Source organism: Rothia sp. HSID18069, assembly GCF_003989155.1.
GTDB lineage: Bacteria > Actinomycetota > Actinomycetes > Actinomycetales > Micrococcaceae > Rothia > Rothia aeria.
The window spans coordinates 438,561-454,676 of record NZ_RBMG01000002.1; the positions used below are offsets into that span (position 1 = coordinate 438,561).

At 58.9% G+C, this 16,116-nt stretch carries 14 protein-coding genes; 3 read left to right on the top strand and 11 right to left on the bottom strand.

From position 1 onward, the window contains the following. Nucleotides 1–90 precede the first annotated feature (90 nt). Together tadA and D8M41_RS07665 are read right to left on the bottom strand one after the other, a co-directional pair. A complete protein-coding gene (gene tadA / locus D8M41_RS07660) occupies nt 91–609 on the bottom strand; it encodes a tRNA adenosine(34) deaminase TadA (RefSeq protein WP_094758590.1) in 519 nt (172 codons plus the stop codon). 30 nt (nt 610–639) lie between these two features. Beyond that, on the bottom strand, nt 640–2,838 hold the full coding sequence (locus D8M41_RS07665; RefSeq protein ID WP_126926727.1) for a RecQ family ATP-dependent DNA helicase: 2,199 nt from the start codon (nt 2,836–2,838) through the stop codon (nt 640–642). A gap of 391 nt (nt 2,839–3,229) precedes the next feature. On the opposite strand from D8M41_RS07665, the gene D8M41_RS07670 reads away from it, so the two are divergent. Next, nucleotides 3,230–3,889 carry a DedA family protein gene (locus D8M41_RS07670; RefSeq protein ID WP_126926728.1) on the top strand — a complete coding sequence of 220 codons (660 nt, stop codon included), beginning with the start codon at nt 3,230–3,232 and terminating at the stop codon, nt 3,887–3,889. Nucleotides 3,890–3,983: 94 nt separating this feature from the next. Continuing rightward, nucleotides 3,984–4,313, top strand: coding sequence for a hypothetical protein (locus D8M41_RS07675; RefSeq protein WP_126926729.1), 330 nt, complete (start codon nt 3,984–3,986; stop codon nt 4,311–4,313). Here D8M41_RS07675 and D8M41_RS07680 read toward each other — a convergent pair. The 9 genes from D8M41_RS07680 to D8M41_RS07720 all read right to left on the bottom strand — a co-directional run bounded on the left by D8M41_RS07680 (nt 4,310) and on the right by D8M41_RS07720 (nt 13,891). Further along, a complete protein-coding gene (locus D8M41_RS07680; RefSeq protein WP_126926730.1) occupies nt 4,310–5,128 on the bottom strand; it encodes a hypothetical protein in 819 nt (272 codons plus the stop codon). The genes D8M41_RS07675 and D8M41_RS07680 overlap by 4 nt on opposite strands. A 163-nt stretch (nt 5,129–5,291) precedes the next feature. Next, nucleotides 5,292–6,038 (bottom strand): hypothetical protein, encoded by a 747-nt coding sequence (locus D8M41_RS07685; protein WP_126926731.1) that lies wholly within the window; start codon nt 6,036–6,038, stop codon nt 5,292–5,294. Between the two features lie 186 nt (nt 6,039–6,224). Then, a complete protein-coding gene (locus D8M41_RS07690; protein ID WP_126926732.1) occupies nt 6,225–6,908 on the bottom strand; it encodes a hypothetical protein in 684 nt (227 codons plus the stop codon). 175 nt (nt 6,909–7,083) lie between these two features. Continuing rightward, nucleotides 7,084–7,746 carry a hypothetical protein gene (locus tag D8M41_RS07695; protein WP_126926733.1) on the bottom strand — a complete coding sequence of 221 codons (663 nt, stop codon included), beginning with the start codon at nt 7,744–7,746 and terminating at the stop codon, nt 7,084–7,086. 127 nt (nt 7,747–7,873) lie between these two features. Next, nucleotides 7,874–8,554 carry a hypothetical protein gene (locus D8M41_RS07700; RefSeq protein ID WP_094758583.1) on the bottom strand — a complete coding sequence of 227 codons (681 nt, stop codon included), beginning with the start codon at nt 8,552–8,554 and terminating at the stop codon, nt 7,874–7,876. Between the two features lie 159 nt (nt 8,555–8,713). After that, nucleotides 8,714–11,278: an APC family permease gene (locus tag D8M41_RS07705; RefSeq protein ID WP_126926734.1), complete on the bottom strand. Its 2,565-nt coding sequence runs from the start codon at nt 11,276–11,278 to the stop codon at nt 8,714–8,716. 229 nt (nt 11,279–11,507) lie between these two features. Further along, complete coding sequence (locus tag D8M41_RS07710; protein ID WP_126926735.1) at nt 11,508–12,713, bottom strand: hypothetical protein; 1,206 nt, start codon at nt 12,711–12,713, stop codon at nt 11,508–11,510. 159 nt (nt 12,714–12,872) lie between these two features. Next, nucleotides 12,873–13,349 carry a hypothetical protein gene (locus D8M41_RS07715; RefSeq protein WP_037233027.1) on the bottom strand — a complete coding sequence of 159 codons (477 nt, stop codon included), beginning with the start codon at nt 13,347–13,349 and terminating at the stop codon, nt 12,873–12,875. A 35-nt stretch (nt 13,350–13,384) separates the two neighbouring features. Next, the gene (locus tag D8M41_RS07720) at nt 13,385–13,891 is read right to left on the bottom strand and encodes an asparaginase domain-containing protein (protein ID WP_126926736.1); all 507 of its coding nucleotides are present in this window, start codon (nt 13,889–13,891) and stop codon (nt 13,385–13,387) included. A 1,751-nt stretch (nt 13,892–15,642) separates the two neighbouring features. Between D8M41_RS07720 and D8M41_RS07725 the strand changes: the two genes are divergently transcribed. Continuing rightward, nucleotides 15,643–16,116, top strand: a 474-nt coding sequence (locus D8M41_RS07725; protein ID WP_202975995.1) for a hypothetical protein, incomplete at its 3' end; no start/stop codon positions are given.

The window sequence follows — 16,116 nt, forward strand, 5'->3', positions numbered from 1 at the left end:
ACTGCTACCGTGGGGGCTAACTGCTTCAGAGCCCTCACACGAACCGCAGCAGCCCCACCGTGAGGCCCGCTCCCCCAGCCGCCCCGCGCACTAGTCACGTTTACGGGCAAAGAAACCACTCATGACACGCGCACAATCCTGCCGCAGCACCCCCGCATACACCCGCACCGGCGGCGCACATCGAGCATCACGCAGCACATCATACCGGCTCCCAACCGCACCCGTCTTCGTCTCCCAGGCCCCGAAAACCACAGTGGGGATACGCGCCATGAGCACCGCCCCAGCACACATGAGGCACGGCTCCACAGTCACCACCAGGGTGCACCCCTGCAGCCGCCACGTGCCCAGCTGCTGGGCGGCGGCACGAATAGCAAGCACCTCAGCATGCGCGCTGGGGTCATGGTGCCGCTCACGCATATTATGCCCCGCACCAATAACACGCCCGGCAGGGTCAATAACTACCGCCCCAATAGGAACCTCACCCTCACCGGCTGCGGCGCGGGCCTCGTCCAGGGCCAGGCGCATCCACCGCTGATGCTCCGGCAGCGCCGGGGCATCGCCAAGAACAGCGGAATCACCAGCATCTACCGTGTACTCTTCATCATCCATAACAGCTCATACTCCCCTATCCGATAGGCCTTACCCGTTGTAGGCGAGCGCAAACGGGTACACCGCGCTCGCGCCCGCACGCCGCAGTTCGCGGGCAAGCACGGTGAAGGTCCAGCGCGAATCCACCAGCTCGCTCACCAGCAGCACCGGCACCTGATGCTCATGCAGGTAGTCACGCACCCGGTCTGGCAGCGTATAACAGCGCAGGGCATCCGCGCACCGAAACGCACTATTGCCGCCGAAAAACCGTGGAGCATCGGTGAGCACGGCCTCTCCCAGGTAGGCTAGTTTCCCCACACCTGCCAGTCCTTCCCCCAGTGAACGCGCAAGCCGCGGGCGCACCGGTGAGGGCACGGTCAGCACAGCGGCGGGGCGGCCCGTGTCGCCCCAGTCCCAGGCGGCGAGCACATTCACGCACGCCTTACCGAGGGGCGCGGGTGTGGGGGCATCGTGCGGGGTGCCCTGGGCGTCGGTTGTGAACAGTTCACGCAGCTGCGCCCCGTACCCCAGATCGCTCAGGCGGGCCAGCGCATACCCTGTGTTTGCCTGCTCATCGGCGGGGATGCGGGTTCCGGCGGGCGCGGCGTCCCCCACCAGCTTGTCCAACCCAGAAGCCCACTGTTTACGCGGGGTGATCTCCACCCCTGCTGCGGTGAGGGAGCCGGTGGCGGCGGTGAGCGCCTCCTGCGGGACGGTGCGCGGGTACCAGGGTTCGGTGCAGGTATCGCAGGTGCCGCAGGGTTCTGCGGTGTTATCGTCAAGCTCACGGGCGAGAAACACCATACGGCAGGTGGTGGTGTTTTCGTAGGCGAGCATGGCTTTCTGCTCGGCCACTCGGGCGCGTGCCACCGCCTCGTAGCGGGCCGCATCGTACGTCCAGGGCGTACCGGTGCTGACCCACCGGGACTTATTTTTGTGTACGGCCCCTTCAACACTGAGCACTTTAAGCAGCAGCTCCAGGGTGGTGCGGCGCAGCTGCACGCGGGATTCCAGGGCGGGGATTGAGAGCCCCTCAGGTTCTTCAGCGAGGGCGGTGAGCACGGCGTGGGCGTTGGTTTCGTCCGGCATTGAGGCGGTGGCGAAGTATTCCCAGATGGCGGTGTCTTCGGGGCCGGGCAGCAGCAGCACGTCGGCGTTAATGGCCCCGCGGCCGGCGCGCCCTACCTGTTGGTAGTAGCTGACCGCGGAGGAGGGCGCCCCCAGGTGCACCACGAACCCCAGGTCGGGTTTGTCGAACCCCATGCCGAGGGCGCTGGTCGCCACGAGGGCTTTTACCTGGTTGTTTTTGAGTGCTTCTTCGGCGGTAATGCGTTCTTCAGCGTCCAGACCGCCGGTGTAGGGCAAAACCCGGTACCCAGCGTTAGCCAGTGCTCGAGCGGTGTCTTGCGCCGCCGATACGGTGAGGGTGTAGATAATGCCGGAGCCGGGTAGGGTGTTCAGGTGCGCGATGAGCCAGCCGATGCGTTCTGCGGGCTCCTTCAGGTGCAGCACCCCCAGCCGGAGGGAGTCGCGGGTGAGGGGGCCGCGTAGGGTGAGTACTTTTTGCGGTTCGGCGCTGTCTGGGTCTGGGGTGCGGCCGGTTGGCGGATGCGCGGCAAGCTGCTCTGCAATGTCTGCGCCCACGCGCTCATTGGCGGTTGCGGTGGTGGCGAGCACGGGTATGCGCGGCGGCAGGTCGTCAATGAGCCGACCGATGCGCCGGTAGTCGGGGCGGAAGTCGTGTCCCCAGTCTGAGATGCAGTGCGCCTCGTCCACTACGAGCAGCCCGAGGCGGGGGGCGAGCTGCGGCAGCCATTCGTCGCGGAAGGCGGGGTTGTTGAGCCTTTCGGGGCTGATGAGGAGCACATCGATCTGGTCGGATTCTAGGCGGGTGCGGATGTCGTCCCAGTCGGTCACATTGGAGGAGTTAAGCATGGCGGCGCGCACCCCGGCGCGTTCTGCGGCGGCTACTTGGTCGCGCATGAGGGCGAGCAGCGGGGAGATAATGAGTGCTGGCCCGGCCCCTTGTTCGCGCAGCAGCAGGGCGGCGATGAAGTAGACGGCGGATTTTCCCCACCCGGTGCGTTGGACGACGAGCACGCGGCGGCGGTGTGCCACGAGCGCTTCGATCGCCTGGTACTGCCCGGTATGGAAGGCGGCGTGTGGGTTGTTGGTGAGCGCAGCTAGTAGGGTGCGGGCGCGCGTGGGCAGAGGCTGCGCCTGTGGGCTCGCAAGGTGGTTACTGTTCACGGTGCCTTCTTGGGGTGCGGGTTCACGGTTGTCTTTCCATCATGTCAGAAAAGGCTTCTATTGTAGTGGTATTGGTGCCAGCTACTGTCTGCTGGGCGCAGGGCAGCATCTTGCTGATGGGCTGGTGCTGGTGCGGGGTTCTGCTTCCAGCACCACCGGTTTTTGCTCTTCGGGGTCAGCCGGTTGGCTGCGTCTGAGGCGGTGCGTATCACGGCGGCGGCAGGACACCGGTTATGTGTTTTCCTGCTCGCTACAGGTAGAATTGGGCACAGTGTTACACAGCTTCCGCATAGTGTGCCGTTACCCGTGCCTCAGGTGCGGGGGTTAGGCTGTTGCTATTGCGCACCGCGCACACTGACTTTTATAGACCTATTTACGTTTCAGGATTGTGATGTCTCTTCTCGCCTCTGCGCTGGTTGCGCATATGCCCGTGGCGCTTCTCGGTTTTAATCTTGAGGATATTCTTATTAGCACCGGCCCGTGGGTGCTGGTGGTCTCGGCGATCATCGTGTTTATTGAGTCCGGCGTGCTGTTCCCGGTTTTGCCGGGTGATTCGCTTATTTTTGCTCTCGGCATGCTGCATGACCGTATGGGGCTTTCGCTGTGGCTGGCGTTCCCGGTGCTGATTGTTGCCGCCGTCGCTGGCGGCGAGGTGGGGTACCAGTTGGGCGCCCGTTACGGACGTAACCTGTTCAAGGATGACGCGAAGTTTTTGAGCACTAAGAACCTGCACGCGGCTGAGGAGTTTTTCGCTAAGCGCGGCGGGGTGGCGCTGGTGTTGGGGCGTTTCGTGCCGATTGTGCGCACGTTCGTGTCGCTGGCGGCCGGTATTTCTTCGTACCCGCACCGTAAGTTTAATCTGTGGAATATTCTGGGTGCGGTGCTGTGGATCGGCTTGATTGGGACCGCCGGGGTGCTGCTGGGCGGTATCGAGTTTGTGCACAAGAACATTGAGCTTCTGGCCGTGATTATTGTGCTGGTCTCGGTGGTTCCGGTGGCTATTGAGTACATACGTGGCCGTAAGAAGGAGCAGAAGGCTCTGAGCGAGTAGTTTTCGCTGCTGCTGTACTTGCGGCGGCCCCTATTGGGAATTACTTTCTCGTTATTTCCTCAGTGGGGGGCCGCGCGCAGTTGTAAGGCCACCGATGATAGCGACTACCCGGCTGACGTTCTTTCTAGCGGCCACATCCGATGCTGCCGCCGAACGCGTGCTGAATAGGGTACGGCGAGAGCTCACGGAGCTGAACCTGACTGTCACCGCGCGGGATAAGAATATTTTTGAGATTCAGCAGCCCATACACAGCTGGGAGCACCACGTGTATGGGCTTCTTCAACTGTGCGGTCATCTGGGCCGTCAGTGGGTGCTCACCGGCGATATAGGCCACCTTTTTGATGCCTTTTCCAGCCACTCAGCGGTTGCGGGTGTGGAGGCGGTACACCTCACCTGCGATAACCCGCAGGCGTACAAGCACTAGTTGAGCTTAGGGCCCTCGTTCTTGTCACTCTCATGACGGCTGTTCTGCTGGCTGTACGCCTCATAGTGGTTAGGCGCTGCCGCAGCAGGGGCAGAAAACCCGGGTGCGGTGGGCTGCTGCGGAGCGTATGCCTGAACCTGCTGGGTGAGCGCCACACTGTTCTGGTAGTTACGCCATGCGCCCCAGTCGGCAGTGAATTTGCTGGGCTCAGATTTGAACACGCTGCAGGTAAGCATGATGCACAGCACCAGTTTTATCAGCATCAGCAGTGCTGCTGCTATGAAGGCAGCAACAGCCAGGGGGTTCTCGGATGCTACCCTAAATACATTGTCTTTATCTGCGTCAGAGATGAGCGTCCACGCCACAAGAATCGCCACTGTAGCCAATGCTACCTGCATAAGCAGGAAAAGCCCCTGCACAATAGCGAGCACTCCGGCTGTGATCCGCGCCGCCGTATACCCTTTCTTGTAGAACATGGCGACCACAATCGCCACTGTAATCGACACCGCAGTTATCAGCATATTAACGACGAGCGGCGCCCCGCGTGATATTACTTCCCCCACCCGGTCACCATCGTTTTGGTAGCCGGGCAGAAAATCCACGATCAGGCCCACTACCAGACACCCGACATAGATATAGATAAGGCGCACACCGAAGTTCACCTTCTTATTGCTCTGCGGCGGTTCATCCGGCACAGGCATGTGAAACTGCTGCTGCCCGATCGGTGCCCCATAATACCCGGAAGACCCGGGGGGCTGAGCATAACTCGGCAGCTGCTGTTGAGGCTGACCGGAAGGCGGCGGGTACTGGCTCATGGTGTATTCCTTCACGGGGTAAATGTAGTGACTGTCGTCTCCACCCTACCAAAAATACCGCCCCGCTAAGGGGAAATAACGCCCCATATGCATAAACCAGATACCGCAGCCACCGTGAGAGCAGGGTCGAAGACACCCCACCTAGCTGCCGCCCCGCCAGGTATTAGAAGTGCGCTGGCGGTATTTGAACGTACATGCTGGGGTTCTTCTGGTAGGCACGCCACATGCCCCAGTTCGTGGTAAATGCCGCCGCCTGCGGCTTGAACATGTACACGGCAATAATGATGCACAGCAGCAGCCCCACCAGGTACAGTACCGCCGAAGCCACCACAAAAATGGTGGCGTAACGGTACGCTTCAATGTACCCGGGGTCTGCCGAATCTGACGCCCGCGAAAGCGCCGCAAAAAGCTCGAACACGCCAATGAGGGTCAGCAGGCCAAGGAGGAGGTTATTCATGGCACCAAGTATGGCCAGCACCGCCGCAGTAATACGCGCCCACGTGTACCCCCGCGAGTAGAACACTCCCACCAGAATATTGGTGGCCACCAGCACGAGGGTGATGACCGCGTACAAAACGGCAATCTTCCCAATCGTGACGTCCATGGCTGCGGCGCCGTGCTGGGCGTACACTGTAGTGCTGGTGGGGATCGTGTCACGGTAGAAACTCGCCACACCGTGCACCACTATGAGCACGGCATGCGCATAAATGAGTTTTATACCGAGCCGCACCTGGGCGGAAGGCCGCGAAGGCTCAGTAGGCAGGTGCTCATAAACCTGATGCGTCTCGTAATGTTCCGGTGTCCCGTGCGGGCCTAGGGCGCTTAAATCGGCAACACCGTGGGGCGCTGCGTCCCCGTGGTGCTGAGCCTGGGGGTGAGGATTCTGCGGGTTGGGAAAGTCGTGGCTCATGACTCTCTCCTTATGAACGTGCGACAGGTTCTCTCCCTACCACCGTACCAAACCCTGCCTCTTGGGCCAGGCAGGTACCTGCCTGCCGCCAAGATGTGCGCAGCCAGCATCTGCGGTGCTTCTCTCAAGCACCGAAAAAGCTGCGAAGCTCCTTCTGCCGGTTACCGGCAGAAGACTCGGCCTTACCTAGTACCGCATCTGCTGCGACCCGTAGATAGCGTGCTCGGTGGCGCTCCTGCGGTAGGTGCGCCACGCTGCGTACTGTGCGGTGTAGTCAGAGGCTTCTTTCTTCAGCAGGAAAATGGCGATTGCGACTGCGTTGGCACCGCCCACAGCATTGAGAGCAAAAGTGAAAATAGCAGTGTCCTTAGCCGCCACCACCGCAGAATGCAAGTAGTCCGGCACAATGCCGGGGTCAATGGCGGCAAGAAATGGGATAGAGATTAACCCCCACAAGCTTTGCAATGCGGCAAGAATCGCAAGGACAGCGCTCAATATGCGCGCCCATGTGCGCCCCGCACGGTACATGAGAGTGAACAGAACCATCAGGCTGACCTTAACGACCAGCATAATGATGGTTATAGTAATTACCATAGCTGTATAGGTGCCAGTATCAATGGTGACGCCGCTGCTATAACTGTCATAGTTCTGAAGCTCAGCCAGATGCTCATACCTGTTGGTGGCGAACGAGATAACTACCTCAAGAGCGGTGCTTAGAACTGTTATCCCTATGTAGATGTACAGGAGCATCAGCCCAATATTAACGGTCTTATTGCGCTCCGGTTTTTCGGTCACCACTTGTTGGTACCCGTAAACATTCTGCGGCGCGTACTGTTGATATTCCGATGGCTGGGGAGGGTGCTGTTCCAAAAGTTTTCCTTTTCACTCGTGCACAACGGTAACAGGGGATTCTCTTCTCATTATGTCAGCTGCACCCCTGTATATCACCCTATGCTTGTGCACACCGCCATAGCCCCGCACGTGGGCACCCTGTGCATGAGGGCGGCGCCCACGTGTGAGCATATTACACACCTATATGGTGAGATTATTGCTGAGGATACTGAGGCGGCTGGTTCGGGTGCTGCTGCCCGTACTGCTGGTTGTATCCTTGCTGCGGAGGCATTGGCTGCTGCGGCTGCACAGGAAACTGCGGGGCTGCTTGCCCAGCTTGGGCCTGGCGGTACAAAGCAGTCTCTTTATAGTACTGAAGGGTACCCGGAAGCCACAGCAAAACAATGGCAATAACACTGAACACCGTAGAAACAATCGTCAGCAGAATAACCATATTTACCGTACCGGAATACTTGGGAGCGAGCATGTCTATCGCTTCTTTAGCCTTTATCGCATCAGGCAGGTAGGCTAAATTCACGGCGATTGCAAGCGCCGATAATATCGTCTGGACAATAGAGCCCGAACGCCTCCCCAGATACACCTGGCAACCGCATGCTATGTAAAAAATTGTGAATAGAAGAGAGCGCCAGCTTGATGCATCAAGAGAATCTATAGACGCAGCAAGGAAGAAGTCCACAATTCGCAGCGCGACCAAGATCAGTATGGCCGCAAGAGCCAGCATAACAGTGATACCCGGACGCGGCTTCTGCGCAGCTGCAGGGTAGCCTTGATCCAGTCTGCCGTGCGGTGGTTTGTGGTAGGGTGCGGGTGCCGGGGTCTGCGGCACCCCCTGGAAGTTCCCGTACTGATCGCTCATGTATTTTCTCCTTGGTTGGGCATACCGCACAAAGTCACAACGGGCGGTACGTTCTTCTTTACTTTACCACCAGAGAGATTCTAAACACATGAATATTAAAGTTATTGTTTGAAATAGTTTTAAATCTTTACGTATCTTTAGCTATCTCAGCTTGAGCAGCCTGCGCTTGCATCAGAAGGTCGCACTGTTCCTCCAGCTCACGCAGCCGGTGACGCAGCCGCCAGGCACTACGGGCATCGGTGTAAGCGCGGCTGGCCCTGCTCCACAGCAGCGCAAGCGCGATAACGCTCATCACCAGGTACGGCATCCCGGCGTACACGGGCAGGTACAGCGGGGACGAAGACCCCAGCAAATAATCCACCTGCTCAGACGAGGCACCGTTAAGCTGAGACATGAGCACACCCACGATGAGCACCATCGACAGGGCACACAGCATACCGAGCAGCTCAAGCACCGTAAGCACCAGGGCAGCCCAGCGGTGACCCTGCAGGTACTTCAGCAGAAGAAACATGTGCATGCCCGTGATAAACATAATGCCCAGCCCGGTCACCAGTGCCGGGTAATACTGCTGGATCTGCTCCATAGCCTTCGCCTGACTCTCGGAGAGGGCATTAATGGGGTACTGCACTGTGAAAAGAATATTGCAGGCCAGCACCTGCCACATCACCACCTGGCAGGCAATGAGTGCTGCAGCAAGGTACACGGGGATCAGCGGTGCCGGGCGCTGCGCGGGAAGTAAAGCGTAGACTCGTTCAAGACCTCCACCGCTGGGGTTCACCGGCTGCTGAGCCGGTTGCGTATTCGGCACCGCTCCACTCCTTAAGGTTTCTGTATACCCTGACTGTTAGTTAGGGTACCAATTCGATGTCTACTATCGATACTTTTATTGCCTAACAACACGAAATTTCCCCGCCCATCGGTTATCCGACGGGCGGGGAAATTAAGACGCTACGCTATTTCGCGCATACTAGCCGTTCTCAGACTTACCCTGCGACTGGTTGTTCTGCGCAGAGGTCTGCCCAGGCTGCTGGGGCTGTGACTGGTTGGCGTCACCGCTCTTCTGCTCCTGCTGGGAACCGGGCTGCTGCGGAGCCTGCGGCTGCTGCTGGTAGCCGTACCCTTGGAACTGGCCCTGCTGAGGACGTGCCTGGTACTGGTACGGCTGCTGGTAGTAACCAGCCTGCGCCTGGGCCTGCTGCTGGTACTGCTGCGACTGCTGATACCCCTGGTACTGCCCCTGCTGGCCATACTGCTGCTGGGGCTGTGCCGCCGAAGCATAGCCTTGCTGATGCTGCGCACCCTGCTGACCCGCCGGGTAGCCCTGCATATTCTGCTGAGGCTGTGCAGCAGCGTACCCCTGCTGCTGGTAACCGGCAGGATAGCCGCTCTGCGAAGGCTGCTGCGGCTGCCCTTGAGGAGACTGCCCCTGAGCAGCTTGAGGCTGCGAACTCTGGCTCTGGGCGTTCTGCGACGGCTGGGCCGAACCCTGGTTCTGAGCCTGCGGCTGGTACTGTCCCTGCGAAGAACCCGCTGACTGCCGGGGAGCGGCGTGCGGCTGGGTAATGGAGTTATAAGCGTCATAGGAGCTCTGGCTCAGCGGCACGGTCGCATCCGAGTCAGCATTCAGAGCAGATACTGAGTCCTTCTGTGGCTGCTGCGGCTGGGACTGCTGCGACTGCGAAGAACTCTGGGAAGACTCAGAGCTCTGCGAAGATGAGGAACCCTGGGAGAGCAGGGGCACCTGAGAAGTCTCCGGCTCCGGCTCCAACGGCTGATCCTCACCCTGGCTCTGCTGCGCCGATGAGGAGGAAGACGACTCGGCAGCAGCCTGCAGCTTGGACGGGTCCTTATCCTTATCCTGCGGCTTGGACGAAGAGGACGACTGCTGAGGAGAGGTGTACGCCTCATACGATTTCTGGCTCAGTGGAACGGTCGCGTCCGGATCGTCCTGAGCGGCAGCTGACTGGGCTGAAGCGGCGGGTGAGGACGAAGCTGACTGCGCCTGCTGAGCCTGATACTGCTGGTAAGAAGTCTGCGGCTTCTGGTACCCCTGGTACTGCCCCTGCTGGCCATACTGCTGCTGGGACTGCGCCTGGGAAGCGTACCCCTGCGACTGGGTGTTTTGCGAAGAGGAACTCTGAGCATTTTGAGACTGCCCGGAGGAACCCTGCCCATAACCGCCAGCGTACCCGCTCTGCGAAGAAGACTGGGACGACTGAGCGCCCTGACCCTGCGGCTGGTACTGCCCCTGCGAAGACTGGGAAGATGATGACTGCTGACCGTACTGCTGGACCCCCTGAGAAGGTGCCTGGTAGCGGTTCTGCTGCTGACCGTACTGTTGTGAAGCCTGGCTAGACTGCTGCGCCGACGACGCTGCGCCCGACTGGCCATACTGCTGCTGGGCGGTGCCCTGCTGAGCAGCAAAACCTTGCTGCTGAGCGGAACTCTGCTGGCTCTGTGCACCCGCATTTTGGTTTTGCCCCTGCGCGCCCTGCGGCGAAGAGGCCTGGCCCTGCTGGTTCTGCTGACCGTACTGGGCACCCGGCTGGTTGGGGTAACCCGGCTGAGGCTGTGCCGCGTTCTGAGCTTGCGCAGCGTTTTGGGCCTCGGCCTTCTGTGCTGCGCCCTGAGCGAAGAACTCGCTAGAACCAGAAACCCACAGCATCGCAATTACCGCGATGTTCGCCAAAACAATGAGCACCGCAACACCCAGGCTGCCGTATGCCACGGCCATATAACCGTCAGGGAGCAGCCCCTCATTCGAGGCGTTGCTGACCTCACCGATCTTCATGAACGCCATGATGAGGCTCACCAAGCTCCCGCCCGCGATAATACCCGAGAGCACGCTCAACCCGATCCGAATCAGCGGGTTAGCGGTACGGAGCATCACGGCCATAGCAACGAGGCCGCCCAAAGCCACAATATTCAGAAGGAGCGAAACAATGAACATTGATGAAGCAGACATCGTATTGAGCACAACACCCAAAATAATGTCTACCAGCACCAGGGCAGCCGCAACAAACCCAAACGTGCGTGCCATTTTCACGCTGCCGGGCATTGACGGCGGCGGTGCCGTTGGGGAAGCTGAAGCGCCGGGAGAAGCATTGTAAGCTGAGGCTGCGAACTGGCCCTGCTGGTTCTGCTGCTGCCCAGACCCCTGCTGAGACTGCTGGTAGCCCTGCTGCTGGTTCCCCGCATACGAAGGCTGAGACTGCTGGTACGGCTTATTAGTGTTATTGGCGCCCGCACCGGATGCGTACGCGTTATACCCCTGGCCCTGCTGGCTCTGCTGTTGGGGCTGGCCAGAACCCGGCTGGGACTGCTGCCCCTGGTTCCCCTGCGACATGAAGGAACTTAGCGGCACTGTCGGCTGGTCGGCGTACGGGGAGTACCCATTATTTGCGCCCTGGTTCCCCTGCTGCTGTTGCTGCTGGTACTGGGGCTGGCTCCCATACTGAGGTGGTTGCTGCCCATACTGGCCCCGGTTCCCATACTGCTGGGAGCCAGAGCCCTGGCCGTACTGTTCGCTCATCGGTGTTGTTCTCCTTAGCCCCGGTTTCTCGGTGCTTTTCGCGGTGTGTGGGATCTGTCCGATCCCGACGTGGTTCTTATAGAGTACAGAATACGTCTCACATCCTATAGATGATTACCTTTTCACTCTAACAGAGTGCGGCTACAGAACAAGAGACATCCGAAAATACGGATTCATGCACTATGTTGTGTTCAATACTATATAACTTGAGAGATTCCCGAGCACGCATCTACCGCCCGTGTGTATTAAGGTAGTCCATGAGCGGCGCCTGCTGGGTGAGCATCATGCGCAGGCTCCCGAAACGGTAGAGGGTTACCGATAACAGGATCACCTCAAGAAGCCACAGCACGGCCAAGACACACAGTATCAGCATGGGGTCCATCCCCAGCGAAATACCCCTCCAGTCAAGCACCAAAAGCATCAGCGTAATGGGAGCCAGCAGCAGCCCCACCCCCACAAAACTAATCATTGAGAAAACACCCCACGCAATATATACGGAGGCATCAGAGTTATTGCGGGGCGGGCGTATCAGGGGCCATACCTGCACCACGGCATAAAGCACGGCAAGCACCCCAAAGGCCATTGCCATCTCACGCGTGTACTGGGCAATAATTGAGGTTTCAATCAGGGCGATCACGGCCAGCACCAGCAGGCGCACACACAGGGTGTTCCGTAACCCCCGCTGCCCGCGGGCAAGCGCCTGCGGGGACACGTTCGGCAGCGCCGCAGGGTACTGCGCCACAGGCATAACGGGCACCACCGGTATGACCGGCACCATCGGAATATACTGCGGCGGCCCCGGATGCTGCACATACGGCTGCTGTGGCGGCGGCGCCTGGTGCGGCGGGATCGGCGCGGGCAGCTGCGGCAACGGTGGCGGGGTCGTCAGACGCACCGGCGCCTGATAGCGGGTAGGTGCCTGATTCTGATCCCCCGTTACGGCAGGCCCCTCCAGCTCACCGTTTACCGTGCTGTCAGGGTGCCCGTGCGGCGGCAGCGGCCTCGTGGCGTCCGTCAGGGGCTGGGTACCGTCCGCAGGAAGCACCCGGGTTGCCTCAGCCTCAACGTCCTCAAGGCTCGTATCGGCGGGAAGAACACGGGTAGGTTCCAGCTCGTCACGTTCACCAGACTGCGGATCATCCAGCAGCGGAGGCATCGGGCGGGTTGCATCCAGCTCAGCGGATTCACTGCCCGGCTCCTCGCCCCCCTTACGCTCGGCGGTGTCGGTGCTTGGGTGGGTACCCCATGGGACCGTCACCTCGGCAGCGTCCGCATCGGCCGGGACGTTAGGTTCCCGAAGCTCAGCAGCATACTCGGGGGTTAACGGCACGGTCGCATCGGCCTGCTCATCGTGGGAATACTCAGTAGAATGCACAGGGGCGGAGGCTGAGGAGTCCTGAACCTCGTCATTATGGGAATGCGGGTTTTCGCTCACCCTCGCCCCTTTCGTATAGCATCCTCACACGGCGCTAGGCCGTCGTATGCTCATTACCGTACCACGGGCAGTATCCTTAACGTGGCACTATTGCGGCCACACACAGCAACCTTTGAGGCGCGGCACAGCCCCGAGTTCACGTCCCCTGAACAACCGAATCTACGCAGCCGACGCTTCAGCCATAATGCTCAGCCTGCGCCCGCTGCGGCGGGCATAAAATAACGAAAAGACGGTCTCAATAGGCAGCTCTATAAGAATCCACACCACCGTCAAAGGCACCAGCAGCGGCGAACTCCACAGGTAGTTAAGAACAACCTGCGTGGCGGAAGGAGACAGCAGCAGAGCCCCCACCGGAGCCATGGGGACAAGAGCGGCAAGAATACTAAAATAGTTCGCCACCATAATGATCTTGGGCGAACGCCCCTTATGGTACGCCCACGCACACCAGCTTTGACCCACCAGGTACGCCAACGGAATAGCAGCAATAATGGGCACAGCCAAACGGATGGCCTGCCACGCCATGATCAGGGCCGGGCCAGCTAACAGTACCACCCGGAACACGTACAGCCCCTCATCAAGTGAGGTACGCCCGGGGTTTCCCTGTGGCGGGGTTATTCTTGGCGGGTTCTCAGCCATAGTCCTCCCTACCGGTGCCTCATCGGTGCGGCGGTTTAACCCTCAAAAATTCCGCGGGCCCGGTCTTTGCGCACACTCGCGGCGGGAAAAATACGTCCGCTCATACTAATGTACACGCCAGGCGGCAGCAGGTTCACGGCAGACAGTGCCGCACCCAGGTTAAACCCGGCATCCGAACGCGCCATAACGGCTGGCTGCATCGCCCCGGTAAGCACCACGGTTTTCTGCCCCACATCCGCATGCTCCGCAAGGTAACGGGCGGTTTCGCTCATCGTGTCGGTGCCGTGGGTAATGATCACCTGCTCACCACGAACCGCGTTGAGGGCGGCGGCAAGCTCCGCGCGGTCTGCGTCCGTCATATCCAGACTGTCTTTACCAATAAGCGGGCGGATCTCGAACTTAATATCAGTAATCACCCGATCCAGAAGGTCCTGGGCCGCCGGTGCACCAATATCGAGGGTACCCGCAACCGAATAAAACTTATCGATCGTGCCACCAGTGGCCAGAATAGTCACTTTTTCGGGGTTTCTGATGCTGCTCACAAGGCTCTCCTGCCGGTGCGTCGTAGTTGGGTAGGGCTGAAGCCATTATAAAGAACCTGAATGGCAAGATCTGCGCTCTACACATACACCCTACGCATTCGTTACACCCGGTAATGCACGGGGCTCAGAAGTGTGGCTTCGGCCCCTTCCTAAACCGTGCCGAAAATGCAGCAGCACAACCATGACGGCGCACTGATAAAGGCAGTTACGCGTCACCTGTCATTGACACCACATTTAGAACGCACCCACCGACCTATCCGCTCCCCAAGCGCCTCGGGGGCAGGCAGCGCGGTCTTCAGAAAAGCTTTTAGAAGCCTCCGGCCCCAGCAGGAGACCTCCCGCCACACAACAGCCGCACAACAGCAAAGCTCCTTCCCGATGGGTCGCCATAAAAAGGCGATAATACCAACGCACAAAATCAACCTGGGGTCTGACCACACAAGATTTAAGATTTCCATTGGTTTCTAGCCCTTCCCGCCATGTTTTGCACCCAAAAATTTTCGGGACCGCAGGGGAGCTTCCCCAGCAGTATCTGTGGTTCGGCCTGCGGAATACTTTTCCATTAGAGTTCCTTTCCAGCCTTTCAAAAGATCTAGTAGCTTGTAGTGTGTTGGGGGCAGCTGAACAAAATTCAGCACTCACGCTTGCAAGAAGAGCGAGAAAAATATGCGTTCAAGCAACAGCGCCTCTCCCAAGCATTTTTGAAGTTTTCCGTAGGGGCTGTCTGCTTCGAGCCGAAAAACTTCAGTAACGGGAACTTGCAGTTCTTCTCGCTGCGTGAAGGTTGCCGTATGCGAAGGTTAAGCATCACAAAAATTTTCCTTTCTACCTGTTTTTAGACGGGTGGGGAGGCGCAAGTGTGTCTGCCCCACCTTTGGGCTTTCAGAGGATGTTATGAGTACCCCCTGATGGGGGTCTCATAAGTAATTTGCTTTTGGAGGCGAAAAACGCAACAAAAACAGCAAAAAATTTTTCTGGCGCTGCGCTGTGCCCCTCCGAAACTCGCCGTCATCATTCCCGCTGACCGTAGAACACCCCATCGGCCTCATCGCTCCCTCGCTGGTTTTAGTGGGTTAATAAGTTCCCCTAGTTAGGGGTCTCATAAGTAATCCGCTGGTGGGAGCGAAAAACGCAACAAAAACAGTAAAAAGTTTTTGCCGCCCTTAAAAAGAATCTCGTCTAGGTTTGGCACTAGCTGTATTACTAAACGCATAAATAAAAAGATGCCTCAGAACTGGCAATGGCCATTAGTCCTGAGGCCCGCCCGAGCGGCTTCTCCATTCGTGCACCCAACCGGATGATCTGCTCTGGTACCTATCGCGACGTTTTATCTGTTCTGTAACCGTAGTGTTCGCATGCACATTTTGTCAAAGGTTCCTCGCTATGGCGCGAGTCTATGAACATAACAGAAGGACCGAGGACATTATCAACTGTGCGTTGGGTGAGCCTGCGGGCAACGGCTATTGCCAACATGAAGCCGCCTACCCCCTCCTAAGTTGGAGGAGAGAACAAGAAAAAAGTCGCCCCTATCGGTTTCATACCGAAAGGGGCGACATACCAGATGATCTCTGGTGAAGAGTGCGCCCTGTGGGGCTCGAACCCACGACCTGCGGATTATCAGACCCAACAAACACAGCGCGTCACCCAACACACGACACGCCAATCAACAACCGGCCCCACAACGGGGCTTTTTTCTTGCCCTTCTACTCTGGATGTGCAACCAATCACAGCACACAGAGAGAAGAAAAACCATGCTTTGGGAACCACAGCAGAGCAACTTTACGACCTGGCAACTCGCTTCCGGAAAAGCAACCTCAACCGTTACGACCCGCACACATTGGATCCAGTACCTCGCGCGCACCTACCCATCCGAGACGGCCCTGACCATCACCGAAGATCAAGTTACCCAATGGCTTGCAAACCCCCGCTGGCAGCCCGCCACCCGTAAAAGCGCTCTCCAATCCATCCGGCAATTCTTCCGGTACCTCACCCTCACTGGCACACGAGACGACAATCCCACACGGCTTATCCCGTCCATACCCCAGCCTCGATACCAGTGCCGCGCTATCCCGACCCGCATCATCACCGACGCCCTAGTGGAAGCAGCTACCACCGAAGAGCGGTTTATGATCCTGCTCGGCGCTCACGCCGGCCTCAGGCGCTCAGAAATCGCAGCCCTCCACACCCAGGACTACGCCAGTGGGTGGCTTCACATTACCGGCAAG

Excerpts from the sequence above, each read along its gene's own strand:
- D8M41_RS07675 (WP_126926729.1), top strand. The coding sequence starts at position 3,984 with ATGATAGCGACTACCCGGCTGACGTTCTTTCTAGCGGCCACATCCGAT.
- tadA (WP_094758590.1), bottom strand. The coding sequence starts at position 609 with ATGGATGATGAAGAGTACACGGTAGATGCTGGTGATTCCGCTGTTCTT.
- D8M41_RS07670 (WP_126926728.1), top strand. The coding sequence starts at position 3,230 with ATGTCTCTTCTCGCCTCTGCGCTGGTTGCGCATATGCCCGTGGCGCTT.
- D8M41_RS07680 (WP_126926730.1), bottom strand. The coding sequence starts at position 5,128 with ATGAGCCAGTACCCGCCGCCTTCCGGTCAGCCTCAACAGCAGCTGCCG.
- D8M41_RS07685 (WP_126926731.1), bottom strand. The coding sequence starts at position 6,038 with ATGAGCCACGACTTTCCCAACCCGCAGAATCCTCACCCCCAGGCTCAG.
- D8M41_RS07715 (WP_037233027.1), bottom strand. The coding sequence starts at position 13,349 with ATGGCTGAGAACCCGCCAAGAATAACCCCGCCACAGGGAAACCCCGGG.
- D8M41_RS07695 (WP_126926733.1), bottom strand. The coding sequence starts at position 7,746 with ATGAGCGATCAGTACGGGAACTTCCAGGGGGTGCCGCAGACCCCGGCA.
- D8M41_RS07705 (WP_126926734.1), bottom strand. The coding sequence starts at position 11,278 with ATGAGCGAACAGTACGGCCAGGGCTCTGGCTCCCAGCAGTATGGGAAC.